Below are 16,930 nucleotides of genomic sequence, written 5' to 3' on the forward strand. Positions count from 1 at the left end.
CCATCGGCGCCGTCGAGAACTGCATCAACGCATGGCTCAGGCCACTTCGTCGTCGTCGTAGGACGGCGGCTGGTCGCCAACGGTCCACAGGCGCTCGAGCGCGTAGAACTCGCGCACGCGCGGCAGCATCACGTGCACGATGACGTCGCCCAGGTCGACAAGCACCCATTCGGCTTCACGCTCGCCTTCAACACCCAGCGGCATGACGTCGATCTTCTTGGCGAAGCGCACGACCTCATCGGCGATGGACTTCACATGGCGGGTCGACGTACCCGACACGACCACCATGTAGTCGGCGACGCTGGACTTGCCGCGCACGTCGATCTCGACCGGGTCCTTGGCCTTCAGGTCTTCGGTGGCTTGACGGACGCTGGCCAGCAGTTCCGGCACGGAGGGCGGCGGGCTGGGCAGATCGACCTTGATGGTCTGGGGCTGGGTCTGGTTGCTCAAAGCGGGTCGACTCGATAAACGTGGGGGCGATTATACGGCCACAGCGCGGCAACCGTATTCACGAGGTGGCGGAGCGGTACAGGCCATGGCCAGAAACATAGTCGGCCACCGCCGGTGCCAGCATGGCCCGCCAAGGACCACCCGCGGCGATCTGGGTGCGCACGGCGCTGGCCGATTCCTCGCGCAGCGGGTGGTGCAGGCGCAGGATGCGGCCGGCCGGGCTGGCAAACAGCGCCTGTTCGTTGTCGGCCCAGCGGCCCTCGGTGGCCTGCCCCAGCGCGCCGTCGACACTGGCCCGCAGCGGACTGCCCGGACGCTCGGCGACGATGAAATGGGCCAGCCCGAACAGCGCCTGCCACTCATGCCAGCTGGGCAGGCCGAGCAGGCTGTCGGCCCCCACCAGCCACGCCAGCGGGCGGCTGGGGCCAAGTTCGGCACGCAGTTCGCGCAGGGTATCGACGGTATAGGACGGCCGGCCGGGAAAGCGCGCGGCCCGATCCAGCTCATGACGGTCCAGCAGCAGGCCCGGCTCATCGCCGATGGCCAGGCCGAGCATGGTGCAGCGTTGTTCGGCGGTCGCGCCCGGCACCGCGCGGTGCGGCGGGTCGGCGGCAGGCAGCATGCGTACCGCCACCTGCAGTTCATCGCGTGCAGCGCGCGCGATCGCCAGATGGCCCAGATGCACCGGGTCGAAGGTGCCCCCGTAATAGATCCGCAGGCTCATGGATCAGGCCCGGGCGAGCAGCCGTACCGCGCGCGCCTCGGCCACCGCCACCAGCAGGCGCTCTAGCGCGAGCCAGGCATCGCCGTCGGCTCGCCCCTTGGCGATGCGGTCAACCAGCCCGGCTTCGGCCACGAAACGCTCCCAGCGCTTGCCTTCCGGGTGCCGCTGCAGCGCACGCTTGTAGGGTGCCTGCCGTGATTCCCAGATACCGCGGGATTTCATCTCCGCAGCCAGGTTGCCGCCGCGTGCCTGGACCCGTGCCAGGCCGGCACCAGCCAGCAGTTCGCGGATCACGATCGGCATCAGCGCGGCCACGGCCTCGCCTTCGCCGCGCAGACCGGCCAGCATCCTCAGCACCGCCTGCGGCTGGCCGGAGAAGGTGGATTCGACCAGCCGGAACACGTCGTAGCGGGCGGCATCGGCCACCAGCGATTCCATCCGTTCCACGTCCAGGGTCTGGCCATCGGCCAGCAGTGCGAGCTTGTCGATCTCCTGCGCCGCGGCCAGCAGGTTGCCTTCCACGCGCTCGGCCAGGCGTTGCACGGCGGCGGGCTCGGCGCGCAGGCCTCTGCTGCGCAGGCGCCGTTCGATCCAGTCCGGCAGCTCGTGCGGCTTGATCGCCCAGGCCACCGACAGCACGCCGACGCGGTTCACCGCCTCGGCCCACTTGCCCTGGTGGGCCTTGCTCCACTCATTGGCGGTGATCATCAGGATCACGTCCGGCGCCGGATTGGCGCAGAACTGGCTGATCACCTCGCCACCGTCCTTGCCCGGCTTGCCACTGGGCAGGCGCACTTCCACCAGGCGGCGGGCGCTGAACAGGCTGGGGGCGTGGAAACTGGCGTCGAGCTGGTTCCAGTCGAAGTCGCGGCCATCGGCATCGAACACTTCGCGCTCGTCGATGCCGGCCGCGCGTGCGCGGGCACGCACGGCGTCAGCCGCCTCCAGCACACGCAGTGTTTCCGGACCGGCGATCAGATAGACCGGCGCCAGCGCCGTGTCAGCGCCCTGCCCGGCCAGCTGTTCCGGTCGCAGTTCCATCAGGCGCCCGGCTCAGTGCTGGACGGCGGGTGCGGGCTCGACCGGATCGTGCTCGACCGGCTTCGGTGCCGACAGGCTGCCGCCCTTTTCCAGTTCGGCGCGGACCACGCTGTCGATACGGCGGATGATCGAGGCCGACATTTCGCGGCGCAGTTCGTCAGCCAGGATCTCGCGTTCGGTGGTGGTGCCGGTGGCGTCGGTCGGCGGCGACACGTAGTCGCGCGACAGTTCGATCACCTGCTGCGGCACCAGTTCGCTGCCATCTTCGCGGCGGAAGATGAAGATCACCGCATAGCGCAGGCTGTATTCCTGCGCGCGGCCCTGCGAGTCGATGGCGATGGGCAGGTCTCCCCAGCGTTCGGACAGCACCTGCAGCTGGGCATTGGGGCCCTTGCTGTCCTCATCGGCCAAGCGAGCACCGGAGGCCAGCAGGCTGCGGTTCAACAGCTTGACCAGCTCACTGTAGGGCGCGGTGGATACCACCTTCACCGGTGCCGTGTCGGTCGGCAGCATCAGCTTGTTGCGCAGGTGGAAACCGCAGCCGGCGAGGCCGAGGGCGAGAACGAGGGCAAGCAGGATTCGGGTCATGGAGACAGTCTGGCGGAGCCGGGCGATCACGGCAACAGACAGGGTGCCCGAGGCCGCGTGAACGCAGGGCCATCGGCCGGGCGCGCCCGGCGTGGCGACAACGCACCGGCCGCCACGATGGCGGCCGGCGCCAGGTACATCAGGCAGCGACGATGTTCACGATCTTGCCGGGAACGATGATGATCTTGCGCACCGTCAGGCCTTCCAGGAACTTGGCCGCGTTCGGCTCGGCCAGGGCCAGCGCTTCGATCTGCTCGCGCGCGGCATCGGCGGCGACCTCGATGGTGCCACGCAGCTTGCCATTGACCTGCACGGCCAGGGTCAACGCATCGCGCACCAGCGCACTGCTGTCGGCCTGCGGGAACGGCTGGTCTTCCAGCAGCGTTTCGCCATGGCCCAGCACCTGCCACAGGGCGTGGCTGGCGTGCGGGGTGATCGGGTTGAGCAGCAGCACGATGGCCTGCAGTGCTTCCTGGCGCACGGCGCGCCCCTGTGCACTGCCGTCCTCGAACTTGGCCAGCGCGTTCATCAGCTCCATCACCGCGGCAATGGCGGTGTTGAAGCTGTGGCGGCGGCCGTAGTCGTCGCCGACCTTGCCGATGGTCTCGTGGGTCTTGCGGCGCAGGGCCTTCTGGCCGGCATCCAGCGCGGCCGCGTCGAGCGCCGGTGCGGCACCGTCGGCAGCGTGCTTCTGCACCTGTGCCCACAGGCGGCGCAGGAAGCGGGCCATGCCGTCCACGCCGGCTTCGTTCCATTCCAGCGACTGTTCCGGCGGTGCCGCGAACATCGAGAACAGGCGCACGGTGTCGGCGCCGTACTTGCCGACCATCGCCTGCGGGTCCACGCCGTTGTTCTTCGACTTGGACATCTTCTCGGTACCACCGACCACCACCGGCTGACCGTCGGCGATGAGGGTGGCGCCGGTGATGCGGCCGCGCTCGTCGCGCTGCACTTCCACATCGGCCGGGTTGATCCAGTCCTTCGAGCCGTCCGGGTTCGGGCGGTAGTAGGTCTCGGCGATCACCATGCCCTGGCACAGCAGGTTCCGCGCCGGTTCGTTGCTGTCCACCATCCGCGCGTCGCGCAGCAGCTTGTGGTAGAAGCGGAAATACATCAGGTGCAGGATCGCGTGCTCGATGCCACCGATGTACTGGTCCACCGGCAGCCAGTAGTTGCCGCGCTTGTCGACCGCATCACGGGCGCCCGGCGAGGTGTAGCGGGCGTAGTACCAGCTCGACTCCATGAAGGTGTCGAAGGTGTCGGTCTCACGCTCGGCCGCGCCACCGCATTCCGGGCAGGTGGTCTTGCGCCATTCCGGATCGGCCTTGATCGGCGAACCGGTACCGACGAAGTTGACGTCTTCCGGCAGCACCACCGGCAGCTGGTCTTCCGGCACCGGGACCGCGCCACACTTGTCGCAGTAGATCACCGGAATCGGGCAACCCCAGTAGCGCTGGCGGCTCACGCCCCAGTCGCGCAGGCGGTAGTTCACCCGGCGCTGGCCCTGGGCCTTGCGCTCGAACCGTTCGGCCAGCGCCTCGAAGGCGCCCTGGAAATCCAGGCCGTCGAACTCGTCGGAGTTGACCAGTTCGGTCTCGCGGGTCTTGTCGCCGTACCAGTCCTGCCAACGCGTCGCGTCGTAGGCGCCCTCGTCCTTGCGCAGCGACTTCAGCGCGATGACCTGGCGGATCGGCAGGTTGTACTTGTTGGCGAATTCATTGTCGCGCTGGTCGTGGCCCGGTACGGCCATCACCGCGCCGGTGCCGTAGCCCATCAGCACGAAGTTGGCGACCCACACCGGCACCTGGGCACCGGTCACCGGATGCACGGCGCGCAGGCCGGTATCCATGCCGCGCTTTTCCTGGGTTTCCAGTTCGGCCTCGGACACGCCGCCCTGCTTCATTTCCGACAGCAGCGCAGCCAGTTCCGGGTTGTTCTTCGCCGCATGCAGGGCCAGCGGGTGTTCGCCGGCGATCGACACGAAGGTCACGCCCATCACGGTATCCGGGCGGGTGGTGAACACGCGCAGCGGATCCAGTGCGGTGCCATCCACATCACGCACATCGAACTGGATTTCCAGGCCCTCGGAGCGGCCGATCCAGTTGCGCTGCATGGTCTTGACCGACTCCGGCCAGCCGTCCAGCTCATCCAGGCCGTCCAGCAGTTCCTGGGCGTAATCGGTGATGCGCAGGAACCACTGCGGAATCTCGCGCTTTTCCACCAGCGCGCCGGAGCGCCAGCCGCGGCCGTCGATGACCTGCTCGTTGGCCAGCACGGTCTGGTCGACCGGGTCCCAGTTCACCACCGCGTTGCGGCGGTAGGCCAGGCCCTTGCGCATCAGGCGGGTGAACATGCGCTGCTCGTGGACGTAATAGTCCGGGCGGCAGGTGGCGAACTCGCGCGACCAGTCGATGGCATAGCCCAGCGACTGCAGCTGGCTGCGCATGTGGTCGATGTTCTTGTAGGTCCAGGCGGCCGGCGCGGTCTTGTTCTTGATCGCAGCGTTTTCCGCCGGCAGGCCGAACGCGTCCCAGCCCATCGGCTGCAGGACGTTGTGGCCGGTCATGCGCTTGTAGCGGCTGATCACATCGCCGATCGTGTAATTGCGCACGTGGCCCATGTGCAGCGCACCGGACGGATACGGAAGCATCGACAGGCAGTAGTACTTCGGCTTGTCCGAGGCTTCATCGACCTCGAAGGCACGGGTAGCGTCCCAGTACTTCTGGGCGGCGGATTCAACCTGCTGCGGATCGTAAACGTTGGGTTCGACGCTGGTCATGTAACACGCGGTTGCGGCGGCAAAGCGGTACAGCGTACCGCAGTGCGGCAAATGGCTCCAATCCCGCCTGCCGGGCCGGCGCGCGGCGAGGCGCTGGAACGCGTCTCAGCGCCTGCGCGACAGCGGCAGGGCCAAGGCCAGCCATAGCGCCCAGCAGGCAAAGGCCAGCCGTTGCGCCAGCGCCGCCGGCAGTACTCCCGGCAGGCCGAACGCGAGCAGACCAGCGCCGGTTCCGCAGCCCAGCGCCAGCAGGCCCAGCCTTCGGCCACCCGGATGCCGCAGTCGCGCCGCCCCCAGCAGCACGCTGCCTGCGACAAAAGCCAGCGCCCAGACCATCCACACGCTGGCGTGCAGCTTGCTGGCCGGGCCCTGCATGTCCATCTGGTCGTCGAAATCCAGCGGCAGCAGACCCATCGCGATGAAGGCAAGCGCGGCCAGCAGCAGCATCTGGCTGCCCACGCGTGCCGTCCAGGCGGCATCCACCGGTAGTTGCCGGCGCAGGCGCTCGGCCACCACCACCGCCAGCGCACCCGGCAGCACCAGCCCCAGCAGGTTGAAGCCCAGCGCATGGGGAATGCCGTGCGCGCCCAGCCAGGTCACCGGATGCAGCGCCTGCGAGTAGTCCGGCAGCGCCGCACCGAAGCCGGCCACCGACAGCACGAACAGGGCTGCGGCGAGCACGCCCACCCAACGATCCAGCCGAACCACGGACATCGCAGCCACTCTCCACAAGAACATCAGCACATTGTCGCGGCAGCTGCCAGCTCCGCCAAGCTGTCCCGGATTTCCTCGAGACGTGGTCCCAGGGTTGAGACCGACAGGGTTCGTCACCATAGAATCGGTCTCCAGATGCCGAACGATGCCCCATGACCGAGACGACCTACGTATTCGACGCCACCACCGCTACCTTCGAGGCGGACGTGCTGCAGAAGTCGCTGCAGACACCGGTCCTTGTGGATTTCTGGGCGACCTGGTGCGAACCGTGCAAGACCCTCGGCCCGATGCTGGAGAAGCTGGCCGGCGAATACAACGGCGCGTTCGAACTGGCCAAGGTCGATGTGGACAAGGAACAGCAGATCGCTGCGGCCTTCCAGATCCGTTCGGTGCCCACCGTGTTCCTGGTCAAGGGTGGGCAGCTGGTGGACGGCTTCCCCGGCGCCCTGCCGGAAGGCCAGCTGCGTGAATTCCTGGCCCAGCACGGCGTGGTGCCGGCCGATGTCGGCGACAGCATTGCCGAGGACGAGGCCCCGCTTGACCCGCAGGCGCAGGTGGACGTACTGCGCGCGCAGATCGCCGCCGAGCCGGACAAGGACGAGCTGAAGCTCGACCTGGCCCTGGCGCTGCTGCAGGTTGGCGGCGTGGACGAGGCCAGCACGCTGATCGATGCCCTGCCCGCCAACCTGGCCACCGACGACCGCGCCGTGCGTGGCCGCGCCCGGCTGTCCTTCGCCGCCGCGCTGAAGGACGCGCCGCCTGCGGAGGTGCTGGATGCGCGCATCGCCGCCGATGGCAAGGATCTGCAGGCGCGTCACCTGCGCGGCGTGCAGCTGCTGCTGGCGGGCGAGGACGAAGCCGCGCTGGAACAGTTCCTGGAGATGCTGCGGATCGACCGCGGTTTCCAGGAAGGACTGCCGCGCAAGGCCCTGATCGACGCCTTCAATGTCATCGCCGATGAAGACCTGGTGGGCCGCTCGCGGCGCCGGATGGCCTCCCTGCTGTTCTGAACGGCACCGGCATCGTTCAGAATCCCTGCACTGAACGCGGGCAATAATGCCCGCGATGGTGGCCCCCAGGGCCGCCACGATCCGTTCGGGGGGATGAGGTCGGGGCCATGGGGTCTTGCAGCTGCGCCCCCGCTTTGCCGGGACAGCAATCCGTGACCGTTGGCCGCTCGTCGTCTTTCATCATGCGTTTCCTGCGCACACTGCTGTGTGCCCTCTGCCTGTTGCCGACGTTTGCCGGCGCGCAGGACTGGAACTACCGGGTCCGCCCCGGCGATACCCTATGGGATCTGGGCGCGGCCTATCTCAAGCCCAGCGTGGGCTGGCAGCAGCTGCAGCAGCACAACCGCATCGACAACCCATACCGGTTGCCGCCGGGCGAACTGCTGCGCTTCCCGATCGGCTGGCTGCGCGTTGAACCCGCCCCGGCGCGGGTACTGGCCGTGCGTGGGCAGGTTGAACTGAGCGCAGCTGATGGCAGCAGCAACCGCGCCGTGCGCGCAGGCGAAGAGCTGCACATCGGCGATGCGATCCAGACCAAGGCCGATTCCAGCATCACCCTTGAATTCGCCGACGCCTCGCGGTTGCAGCTGCGCGAACACTCACGCCTGCGCCTGGACCAGCTCAGCCGCTATGGCCGCACCGGCATGGTCGATACCCGCCTGCGCCTGCAGCAGGGGCGCGCCAGCAACCGGGTCACCCCGGCGCGCGGGCCGGCATCGCGCTACATCATCGATGCACCCACGGCCACCAGCAGCGTGCGCGGCACCGTGTTCCGGGTCAGCGCCGGCGATGACGCCCATGCCGGTGCCACCGAAGTACTGGAGGGCAAGGTGCAGGTCGGCAACCCGCATGGCCAGCGTCTGGTCCACCCCGGCCAGGCCAGCCGCAGCGCAGGCAGCGCAACAGCACCCGAAGCGGTTTCCGGCCTGCTGCCGGCACCGCGCCTGCGCGCCGATGCGACCCGCCTGGGCGCCTTGCCGGCCCAGCTCGCCTGGGAACCGGTGACCGGTGCCGACCACTACCGGGTGGAAGTGGTGCAGGCCGCCACTCCGGAAATCCTGTTGTTTGCGGCCACCACCACCGACACCGCGCTGGTGATCGGCGAGCTGCCGCCGGGTGCGCTGCGCCTGCTGCTGCGCGCAGTGGATGCACAGGGCGTGGAAGGTCTCGATGCCAGCGAGGATTTCCTCCTCGGCGACCAGCCGCCACCGCCACTGACTATTTCCCCGCTGCAGGGACAGACGGTCAACAGCGACCGGCCGCGCTTCCACTGGAGCCAGGCGCCCGGTGCCAGCAGCAGCGTGCTGCAGGTGGCCGACGAGCCGCAGTTCCTGCAGCCGCTGCGCGAGCAGAGCACCGGCAGCACCGACCTGCGCCTGGGTGAGCCGCTGCCGCCCGGCCAGTACTACTGGCGGATCGCTTCGCGTGATGGCCAGGGCCACCAGGGTCGCTATGGCCAGGCGTTGGCGCTGCAGTTGAGCGATGAACCGGTGGACCCGGCACTGCAGCCGCCCGAGGCCATCGACGGCGAGCTGACCCTGCGCTGGCAGGCGGGAAGCGATGGCCAGCGCTACCGGGTGCAGGTCGATCGTCGCGGTGACTTCAGCGCGCCGCTGCTCGATACCACCGTTGACGAACCGCAGGTCAGCTTCAAGCGCCCGTGGCGCGGCACGCTGCACATCCGTGTGCAGTACATCGACGATGACGGCCACGCGGGCCCGTTCTCGCCTGCCCAGCAGGTCAAGCTGCCGTGCCGCCTGTGCTACGGCGCGGGCGGCGGTGTCCTGCTGCTGTGGCTGTTGCTGTGAGGCGCTCGCCGCTGCCGTGGTCGCGACGGATCCTGCTGGCCCTGCTGGCAGGTGTAGCGACTGCGGTGGTCAGCCACGGCCAATGGCTGTGGCGGCAGGACGAAACGGCGTACGACATGATGGTCGGCAGCTGGGATTACCGTCCTGACCCCAGCGTGCTGATCGTCGCCATCGATGAGGGCAGCCTGCAGCGGCTGGGGCAGTGGCCGTGGCCGCGCTCGGTGCATGCCCGCCTGCTGGACCGCCTGACCGACGCCGGTGCCGAGCGCGTCGCGCTGGACCTCATGCTGTCCGAGCCCGACCGCCGCGATGCACGCCAGGACGCCGAGCTGGCCGCGGCGATCCGTCGCAACGGCCGCGTGGTGCTGCCGGTGCTGGCCGCGCCGGCGGCCGGCGACCGCATGGCCGAAGAGATGCTGCCCATCCCGTTGATTGCCGCCAGCGCTGCCGCCATGGGCCACAGCGACGTTGAAGTCGACGGCGATGGTGTCGCCCGCGGGGTCTACCTGCATGCCGGCATCGGCCAGGCGCACTGGCCGGCACTCGGCCTGGCGTTGACCGATCTGCCGCCGCAACGCGCACACGGTCTGCCCGACCCCGACCCGGCGCTGGACTCGCCCTATCAATGGCGCCGCAATGATTACGTGCGCGTACGTTATGCCGGGCCACCGGAACGCTTGCCACAGGTGTCCTACGCCGATGTGCTGGAAGGGCGCGTGGATGACTCGATGCTGCGTGGCAGGCGCATCGTGGTCGGCATGACGGCCAGCGGCATCGCCCTCCGCCTGTTGACACCCACCACCCGCGAATACTGGATGAGCGGCAGCGAGTACCAGGCCAACCTCGCCTCGATGCTGCTGCAGGACAAGCAGATCGACGTGTTGCCCCGCGCCTGGCAGGACACCCTGGCCGGCGTGCTGGTGGCGATGTGCGTACTGCTGCTCGGGCTGCGCCTGCCCTGGGTCGTTGCCCTGTGCTCGCTGCCGGCCGCGCCGCTGCTGAGCTGGCTGCTGCTGCGCACCGGCAGCCTCTGGTGGGCGCCGGCCAGCGCCCTGCTCGGCATCGTGCTGGTGCTGACGGCGTGGGCGACCTGGCGCATCGCCTCCTGGCACCGCCAGGCCAACCGCGATGCGCTGACCGGGCTGGGCAACCGCCTGCGCTTCGAACAATCGCTGCAACAGGAATGTGATGCGGCGCGCCGCAGTGGCAAGCCCTTGACCCTGGCTCTGATCGATGTCGACCACTTCAAGCACCACAACGATCGCCATGGTCACCAGGTCGGCGATCGCGTGTTGTGCGAAGTGGCCCGCCTGATCCAGGCGCATGCCCGGCGCCCCCGTGACATGGCCGCGCGCTACGGCGGCGACGAGTTCGCCCTGGTGCTGCCCGACACCCCGGTGGAAGGCGCACGGCAGGTGATCGAAGACCTGATCTCCTGCATCCGCGCCCTGCCGCCGCCCGGCGATGGCAGCGAGACCGGTGTCACCCTGACCATCGGCGTCTACACCCGTGTCCCGGACAGCGACCTGCAACCGCATCATTTCGTCGAAGGCGCCGACAACGCGCTCTACCGGGCCAAGGACAATGGCCGCGACGGTTACGTGATCGACGGCGGTACGCCCGGACCGTAGCGCACGGCAGGCCCTTCCGTGCGCCGCGGGCTACAACATACGCATGCGAATGGTTAGACTGGGGGCCCCGTCCCCTGCCCGGTTCCCACATGAAAGCCAGCACGTTCCGCTTCGGCATCAACCTGTGGCCACCGTTCCTGTTCACCGGCATCCATGTCACCCGGATCACCCCGGACTACCGGCAGATCGACGTGGAACTGCGCCTGCGCCCCTGGAACCGCAACTACGTCGGCACCCACTTCGGCGGCAGCCTGTTCGCGATGACCGATCCGTTCTGGATGCTGGGCCTGATGCACACCCTCGGCCGTGACTATTACGTCTGGGATCGCGCCGGTGCGATCGATTTCCTCAAGCCCGGCCGCGGAACGGTGCGCACCTCGTTCCGCATCGATGACGCCCTGCTGGATGAACTGCGTACGGCGGCGGCCGGCGGCGAAAAAGTGCTGCGCTGGTTCAGCAACGACGTGGTCGACGAAGCTGGCGAGGTCGTCGCGCAGGTACGCAAGCAGGTCTATGTGCGCCTGAAGCCACACGCACGGTAAAGCGGGTCGGCCGACGCCCCGCTATCCTCTGCAGCCCTGCCATGGACGCTGCAATGCGCCTTTCGTTGTTTGCTGCGGCGCTGGCCGCCCTGCCCTTCACCGCCACCGCACTGGACGTGCCGCCGGTGCGCTACCCCACCCTGCCGGCGCACGCCGCTACGGCCGAGGCTTTCGTACCTGCTGGCTGGACGCTGGAATACCGGATCGAAGGCGACCTCGACCAGGATGGGCGCGCCGACCTTGCACTGGTGCTGCGCCAGCAGGACCCGCGCAACATCATCGAGCACGATGGGTTCGGGCCGTCGCCGTATGACAGCAACCCGCGCATCCTCGCCATCGCTTTTGCGCGCCCCTCCGGTTACGTCCTGGCCGTGCAGAACCACACCCTCATTCCGCGACCGGACTCGCCCGTGCTCAGCGATGCGCTGGCCGAAGGCACCGGCGTGTCGATCCAGCGCGGCGCACTGCGGGTGGGGCTGTACTCGTTCTCCAGCGCGGGCAGCTGGTCGACGAGCACCACCACGTTCACGTTCCGCTGGCAGGAAGGCGACTTCGCGCTGATCGGCTACGACCGCGACTCGATGATGCGCAATTCCGGGCAGACCGAAGGCCTCAGCGTGAACTACTCCACCGGCAAGGTGAAGCTGACCGAAGGCAGCATGCAGGACGACAAGGAACAGGTGCGCTGGCAGACCCTGGGTGACCGCAGGCGCTGGACACTGGACAGCGTCGGCGATGGCTGGGCGTTCAATCCGCTCGGCGACGGCGGCTGAGCCCGGGTCAGTCAGCCTGCAACGGCATCGACAGATACGGACCCTCGCCTTCGCGCGCCGGTCCACGCCGCAGTACCTGCAGGTGGCGGCCGTCGGCAGACAGTTGTGGCATGCGGGCGTCCGAACGCCACTGCGCCGGCAACCGCGCCAGTGCCTCGTCGGTTTGCCCGGCCTGTTGCCGCAGCCAGCGCTGCGCGCCAAGCAGGCGGATCATCGCCGCTGCGTCCTGGCTGCGCGCCGCGTACTGTGCGTAGGACGGCCCGGCGATGGCGCTCACTGTGCATCCCAGCGGATTGGCTACGCAGCCCACGTCCCATCGGGGCGGTGGCGGGACAAGTAACGGGACGTCGGCCGTCAGCGCCGTGGCCGCACCAGGCCGGCACGCCCAGCCGAAATTGCCGGCGATCCGGGCCAGGGTGTGGTCGCGATCCAGCAGCAGGCGGCTGCCTGCCGTCTGCGTAGACGCCTCGATGGCAGCCTTGTTCATCGCGAATTCGCCCTGCATCGCTTGGCACAGGCTCTGCTCGTCGGCGTCCAGCGGCTGCAGCGCCACCTCGCAGGAGGCGGGCAGGACGTAATCCGGTGATTGCTCGACCAGCATGTCGCCCAGCAACCCGGCATGGGTCCTCACCACAACAGCGCCCATCATGCTGTCCATCAGCGTGCTGCTGGTGCGCATCATCCGCCGCCCGAACCGAACCGATCTGCAGCCTGCCTCGACGGCACCGGCAACATCGCCCTGCAGATAGGCCAGTGCCTGCGCACTTGCGCCATCCAACAGCGGCGTGTACGCCGGTAGTGGCATGAGTTCGATTCCGCTGGGCTGGAACGGGGAATCGAAACGATCGAAGTCTGCCAACCGGGCCAGTCGCTGGTGCAGGCCGGCATGCCCGGCGTGAGCGTCAGCGAAACGCTGCGGATCAGCGCGCACCTGTGCCAGGCAGCCGACGGGCCCGACGGCACAACGACCTGCCCCATCCAGCTTCAACGGTGCGTGCCTGGCGGCCAGCACCGAGGCATGCGACGCCTGCGAGGGCGTCGTCTGCCAGCGCTGCAGATCTTCGGCCAATGCCGCCTCACGCTGGGCCGGGTCCAGCCCATCGAAGGGCAGCGTCCACAGCAGGGCGAAGCCGTTGCGGCCTTCGTTGGGTTGCACGGCCTCAAGCAGACGCCTGTCTTCCCGCTGCGCGGCCGACAACGGCCAGAACCTCGACAGCAGCCATGCCGCGACGGCCATCACCACCAGGGCCAGCAGTGCCCAGCCCAACCACCGCAGCATCTTCAACACAGCATCCTTTCCCTGCATGGCCAGCACCGCCAACGGACAGCGTAAACGAGCGGCCGCGACCGCTACAATGCGCGCATGTCGCTCGAAGCCCCTGCCCTGGTTCCCCGCCCCTCCCTGCAGCGCCTGTTCCTGACCGGCCTGCTGACCCTGTTGCCGATCTGGCTGACCTGGGTGGTGGTCAAATTCGTGTTCGTGCTGCTGTCGGGCATTTCCAGCCCACTGGTGGTACCACTGTCCGAACAGATCGCGACCAGCTTCCCGCATTACCTCGGCTGGGTCCGCGCCGAATGGATCCAGAACACCATCGCCCTGCTGGCCACCCTGCTGGTGATCCTGGCGGTGGGCGTAGCCAGCCGCCGCGTGGTCGGCCAGCGCCTGCTGCGCTGGGTCGGCGCGATCATCAAGCGCATTCCGCTGGCCAGCATCATCTATGACAGCGCCAAGAAGCTGCTGGACATGCTGCAGACCGAGCCGGGCAGCACCCAGCGCGTGGTGCTGATCGACTTCCCGCATCGCGACATGAAATCGGTCGGCCTGGTCACCCGGGTCATCAAGGAACAGGGCACCGACCGCGAACTGGCGGCCGTCTACGTGCCGACCACGCCGAACCCGACCTCGGGCTATCTGGAGATCGTGCCCGTCGAGCTGCTCACCCCGACCGACTGGACGGTGGACCAGGCGATGAGCTTCATCATTTCCGGCGGTGCAGTGGCGCCCTCCAGCGTTCCGTTCACCCGCGCTGGCGATCGTTCCGAATGAGCGAGGCGTCGCACGCGCGGCCGCTGCAGGACCGCGCGGTCCTGCTGTTCATCGTGCTGGCCGCGTTCTTCTGTGGCAACGCGGTACTGGCCGAACTGATCGGGGTGAAGATCTTCGCCCTGGAAGACACCCTCGGCATCGATCCGCTGAACTGGAACCTGTTCGGCCAGACCGGCTCGTTGAGCTTCACCGCCGGCACCCTGCTGTGGCCGGTGGTGTTCATCATGACCGACACCATCAACGAATTCTTCGGCAAACGAGGGGTGCGTTTCATCTCGTGGCTGGCGGTGGTGCTGATCGCCTACGGTTTCCTGTTCGCCTTCGCGGCGATCTCGCTGGCACCGGCCAGCTGGTGGGTGACCTCGATGGATGCCCATGGCGTGCCCGATTACCAGGCCGCGTTCGCGGCGGTGTTCGGACAGGGCATGTGGACCATCGCCGGTTCGTTGGTGGCGTTCCTGTTCGGCCAGTTGATCGACGTGGCGGTGTTCCATCGCATCCGCCAGGCCACCGGCGAGCGCCATGTCTGGCTGCGTGCCACGGGCTCCACCGCGGTCTCGCAGCTGGTGGACAGCTTCGTGGTGATCTGGATCGCCTTCGTGCTCGGCCCGCAGCACTGGCCGACATCGCTGTTCCTGGCGGTGAGCAGCGTCAACTACGTCTACAAGATGGGCTTCGCGATCGCCCTGATTCCGTTGCTGTACCTGATGCGGCGTGCAATCACCCGCTATCTGGGCGAGCAGCGCGCCGCCGACCTGCGCGCTGCGGCCGCGGCTGACTGAAGCCCCAGCGGCGCGCAAGCTGACTGCGCCCTCACGCTGGCCGTACGCGCGCGGATCGTGCAAGCTCCACGGTCTGTGTTCCACGGAAGCTTCTTGATGCCGTATTCCCCCCGCGTCCTGGCCGCCGCCATCGCCGCGTTGTTCCTGTTCAGCGCCGTTCCGCCGGCCGAAGCAGCGAAGAAGAAGGGCAGCCGCCCCGCCGCCGCGCAGACCCGCCAGGCGGCCAAGCCGAAGGCGCGCACCGGCACACGTGCCACCCCACCGGCCCGTGGCAGTTCGGCGCGCCGCGCCGCGCCGCGTCCGGTCGCGCCGGCCCGCGCAGTGCCCAAGCAGGTGCAGCTGGAGCGCTTGTACGACGAATACTGGGATGCCTCCATGCGGTTGAACCCGCTGCAGGCGACCTTCCAGGGCGAGCCGCGCTACAACGACCAGTTGCCCAACATCCTGTCCGCCGCCTGGCGCCAACAATCGCACGACTTCACCACCGAATGGCTGGGCAAGGTCGAAAAGATCGGCAGCGATGGCCTGCAGGGGCAGGACCTGCTCAGCTACGAGATCTTCGTGCGTGATGCCCGTGCCTCGCTGGCCGCCGAACGCTATCCGAGCTGGATGATGCCGATCAGCCAGTACTACAACGTCGGCAGCATCATGGCCATCCTCGGCGCCGGTGCCGGCGCGCAGCCGTTCAACACGGCCAAGGACTACGACACCTGGTCGCGACGCTCGCTGGGCATTCCCGATCTGTTCGACCAGGCCATCGCCAACATGCGCCAGGGCATGAAGGCCGGCGTGGTGCAGCCGCGCGACCTGATGGAAAAAGTACTGCCGCAGCTGGACGCGGTGATCAAGCCGACCGCCGAAGAGAGCATCTTCTGGTCGCCGATCCGGACCATGCCGGAGTCCATCTCCGCCGAAGACAAGGCGCGCATCAGCGCCGAGTACAAGCGCATGATCGAACTGCGCATCATGCCGGCCTACCGCGCCCTGCGTGGCTTCATCGCCACCGAATACCTGCCTGCCACGCGCAGCAGCAGCGGCCTGGGTGCCCTGCCCGACGGCCAGGCCTGGTACGCCAACCTGATCGTGCAGACCACTGCCAGCCAGCAGACCGCCGCGCAGCTGCATGCGCTGGGCGAGCAGCGTGTGCAGGAGCTGCAGGCACAGATCACCACGGTGATGCGCGATGGCAAGCTGCGCAGCTCGCAGGCCAAGCTGCTGCGCAGCATGCGCAACGACCGCCAGTTCCAGTACAGCGATGCCAACGCGTTGCTCAACCGTTACCGGCAGGTGCAGCAGCAGGTCGATGCACGCCTGCCGCAGGCGCTGGACACCCTGCCGAAGGCGCCGCTGCAGATCCATGCAGTGGAACCGGAGCGCGCCATGACCGCCGCCGCCGCCTCCTACCAGCCGTCACCCCCGGGACAACCCGGCGTGCTGTTCGTCAACACCCGTGACCTGCCCAGCCGCAAGCGCTGGAACGTGCCGGTGCAGTACCTGCACGAAGCCATTCCCGGCCACCATGTGCAGCTGGGCCTGCAGCAGGAACTGACCAAGCTGCCGCGCTTCCGCCGCCTCGGCGGTGACCTCGCCTTCGTCGAAGGCTGGGGCCTGTATGCGGAAACCCTCGGCGAAGACCTCGGCGTGTACACCGATCCGTACGACCGCATCGGCTATCTGTATTCGCGCCTGTTGCGTGCCGCGCGCGTGGTCGCCGACACCGGCGTGCATGCGCAGGGCTGGAGCAAGCAGCAGGCCGTGACCTATCTGCAGAAGACCGTCGACATGAGCGCTGACGATGCCAATGCGGAAGTGGAGCGGATCATGGCCCAGCCTGGCCAGGCACTGTCCAACGTGGCGGGCCTGACCACGATCATCGCGCTGCGCGACAAGGCCAAGGCACGCCAGGGGGCAGCGTTCGACCTGCGCCGCTTCCACGCCGAAGTGCTGAAGGACGGTTCGATGCCACTGGATGTGCTGGACCACAAGATCGAACGCTGGCTGGCCCAGCCGGCCGCTGCAACGCCTGCACCGGCGCCCTGAC

At 68.1% G+C, this 16,930-nt stretch carries 15 protein-coding genes; 8 read left to right on the forward strand and 7 right to left on the reverse strand.

Translation table 11 applies throughout. The features are described 5' to 3' along the window. Positions 1-36 precede the first annotated feature (36 nt). The 6 genes from rsfS to AC13GI_RS16960 form a co-directional block, all read right to left on the reverse strand. On the reverse strand, positions 37-450 hold the full coding sequence (gene rsfS / locus AC13GI_RS16935; protein ID WP_099818985.1) for a ribosome silencing factor: 414 nt from the start codon (positions 448-450) through the stop codon (positions 37-39). A 58-nt stretch (positions 451-508) separates the two neighbouring features. Continuing rightward, positions 509-1,174 carry a nicotinate-nucleotide adenylyltransferase gene (nadD, locus tag AC13GI_RS16940; RefSeq protein WP_099818984.1) on the reverse strand — a complete coding sequence of 222 codons (666 nt, stop codon included), beginning with the start codon at positions 1,172-1,174 and terminating at the stop codon, positions 509-511. A 3-nt stretch (positions 1,175-1,177) separates the two neighbouring features. After that, entirely contained in the window at positions 1,178-2,215 is a 1,038-nt protein-coding gene (holA, locus tag AC13GI_RS16945; protein WP_099818983.1) for a DNA polymerase III subunit delta, read from the reverse strand. Between the two features lie 12 nt (positions 2,216-2,227). After that, positions 2,228-2,803, reverse strand: a complete 576-nt coding sequence (locus AC13GI_RS16950; protein ID WP_099818982.1) for an LPS-assembly lipoprotein LptE — start codon at positions 2,801-2,803, stop codon at positions 2,228-2,230. A gap of 139 nt (positions 2,804-2,942) precedes the next feature. Then, complete coding sequence (leuS, locus tag AC13GI_RS16955) at positions 2,943-5,582, reverse strand: leucine--tRNA ligase (RefSeq protein ID WP_482996894.1); 2,640 nt, start codon at positions 5,580-5,582, stop codon at positions 2,943-2,945. Between the two features lie 105 nt (positions 5,583-5,687). Then, positions 5,688-6,296, reverse strand: a complete 609-nt coding sequence (locus AC13GI_RS16960; protein ID WP_482996895.1) for a DUF998 domain-containing protein — start codon at positions 6,294-6,296, stop codon at positions 5,688-5,690. Positions 6,297-6,448: 152 nt separating this feature from the next. On the opposite strand from AC13GI_RS16960, the gene trxA reads away from it, so the two are divergent. From trxA to AC13GI_RS16985, 5 genes are all read left to right on the forward strand, one after another. After that, positions 6,449-7,306, forward strand: a complete 858-nt coding sequence (gene trxA / locus AC13GI_RS16965; RefSeq protein WP_482996896.1) for a thioredoxin — start codon at positions 6,449-6,451, stop codon at positions 7,304-7,306. A gap of 107 nt (positions 7,307-7,413) precedes the next feature. Next, entirely contained in the window at positions 7,414-9,114 is a 1,701-nt protein-coding gene (locus AC13GI_RS16970; RefSeq protein WP_482996897.1) for a FecR family protein, read from the forward strand. Further along, entirely contained in the window at positions 9,111-10,745 is a 1,635-nt protein-coding gene (locus tag AC13GI_RS16975; protein WP_482996898.1) for a CHASE2 domain-containing protein, read from the forward strand. Before AC13GI_RS16970 ends, AC13GI_RS16975 begins: the two co-directional genes overlap by 4 nt. Before the next feature lie 89 nt (positions 10,746-10,834). Then, positions 10,835-11,287, forward strand: coding sequence for a DUF4442 domain-containing protein (locus AC13GI_RS16980; protein ID WP_032975063.1), 453 nt, complete (start codon positions 10,835-10,837; stop codon positions 11,285-11,287). A gap of 53 nt (positions 11,288-11,340) precedes the next feature. Further along, entirely contained in the window at positions 11,341-12,060 is a 720-nt protein-coding gene (locus tag AC13GI_RS16985) for a hypothetical protein (RefSeq protein WP_482996899.1), read from the forward strand. Positions 12,061-12,067: 7 nt separating this feature from the next. On the opposite strand, the gene AC13GI_RS16990 is transcribed toward AC13GI_RS16985, so the two are convergent. Next, entirely contained in the window at positions 12,068-13,339 is a 1,272-nt protein-coding gene (locus tag AC13GI_RS16990) for a hypothetical protein (RefSeq protein WP_482996920.1), read from the reverse strand. An 84-nt stretch (positions 13,340-13,423) separates the two neighbouring features. Between AC13GI_RS16990 and AC13GI_RS16995 the strand changes: the two genes are divergently transcribed. From AC13GI_RS16995 to AC13GI_RS17005, 3 genes are all read left to right on the forward strand, one after another. Next, positions 13,424-14,107, forward strand: coding sequence for a DUF502 domain-containing protein (locus AC13GI_RS16995; protein ID WP_236512165.1), 684 nt, complete (start codon positions 13,424-13,426; stop codon positions 14,105-14,107). Continuing rightward, on the forward strand, positions 14,104-14,889 hold the full coding sequence (locus AC13GI_RS17000) for a queuosine precursor transporter (RefSeq protein WP_089236384.1): 786 nt from the start codon (positions 14,104-14,106) through the stop codon (positions 14,887-14,889). Before AC13GI_RS16995 ends, AC13GI_RS17000 begins: the two co-directional genes overlap by 4 nt. A 96-nt stretch (positions 14,890-14,985) precedes the next feature. Then, positions 14,986-16,929, forward strand: a complete 1,944-nt coding sequence (locus AC13GI_RS17005; protein WP_482996900.1) for a DUF885 domain-containing protein — start codon at positions 14,986-14,988, stop codon at positions 16,927-16,929. Position 16,930 lies beyond the last annotated feature (1 nt).

Source organism: Stenotrophomonas sp. 82F1 (genome assembly GCF_056861525.1).

Excerpts from the sequence above, each read along its gene's own strand:
- nadD (WP_099818984.1), bottom strand. The coding sequence starts at position 1,174 with ATGAGCCTGCGGATCTATTACGGGGGCACCTTCGACCCGGTGCATCTG.
- holA (WP_099818983.1), bottom strand. The coding sequence starts at position 2,215 with ATGGAACTGCGACCGGAACAGCTGGCCGGGCAGGGCGCTGACACGGCG.
- AC13GI_RS16950 (WP_099818982.1), bottom strand. The coding sequence starts at position 2,803 with ATGACCCGAATCCTGCTTGCCCTCGTTCTCGCCCTCGGCCTCGCCGGC.
- leuS (WP_482996894.1), bottom strand. The coding sequence starts at position 5,582 with ATGACCAGCGTCGAACCCAACGTTTACGATCCGCAGCAGGTTGAATCC.
- AC13GI_RS16960 (WP_482996895.1), bottom strand. The coding sequence starts at position 6,296 with ATGTCCGTGGTTCGGCTGGATCGTTGGGTGGGCGTGCTCGCCGCAGCC.
- trxA (WP_482996896.1), top strand. The coding sequence starts at position 6,449 with ATGACCGAGACGACCTACGTATTCGACGCCACCACCGCTACCTTCGAG.
- AC13GI_RS16970 (WP_482996897.1), top strand. The coding sequence starts at position 7,414 with ATGGGGTCTTGCAGCTGCGCCCCCGCTTTGCCGGGACAGCAATCCGTG.
- AC13GI_RS16980 (WP_032975063.1), top strand. The coding sequence starts at position 10,835 with ATGAAAGCCAGCACGTTCCGCTTCGGCATCAACCTGTGGCCACCGTTC.
- AC13GI_RS16985 (WP_482996899.1), top strand. The coding sequence starts at position 11,341 with ATGCGCCTTTCGTTGTTTGCTGCGGCGCTGGCCGCCCTGCCCTTCACC.
- AC13GI_RS16990 (WP_482996920.1), bottom strand. The coding sequence starts at position 13,339 with ATGCTGCGGTGGTTGGGCTGGGCACTGCTGGCCCTGGTGGTGATGGCC.
- AC13GI_RS16995 (WP_236512165.1), top strand. The coding sequence starts at position 13,424 with ATGTCGCTCGAAGCCCCTGCCCTGGTTCCCCGCCCCTCCCTGCAGCGC.
- AC13GI_RS17000 (WP_089236384.1), top strand. The coding sequence starts at position 14,104 with ATGAGCGAGGCGTCGCACGCGCGGCCGCTGCAGGACCGCGCGGTCCTG.
- AC13GI_RS17005 (WP_482996900.1), top strand. The coding sequence starts at position 14,986 with ATGCCGTATTCCCCCCGCGTCCTGGCCGCCGCCATCGCCGCGTTGTTC.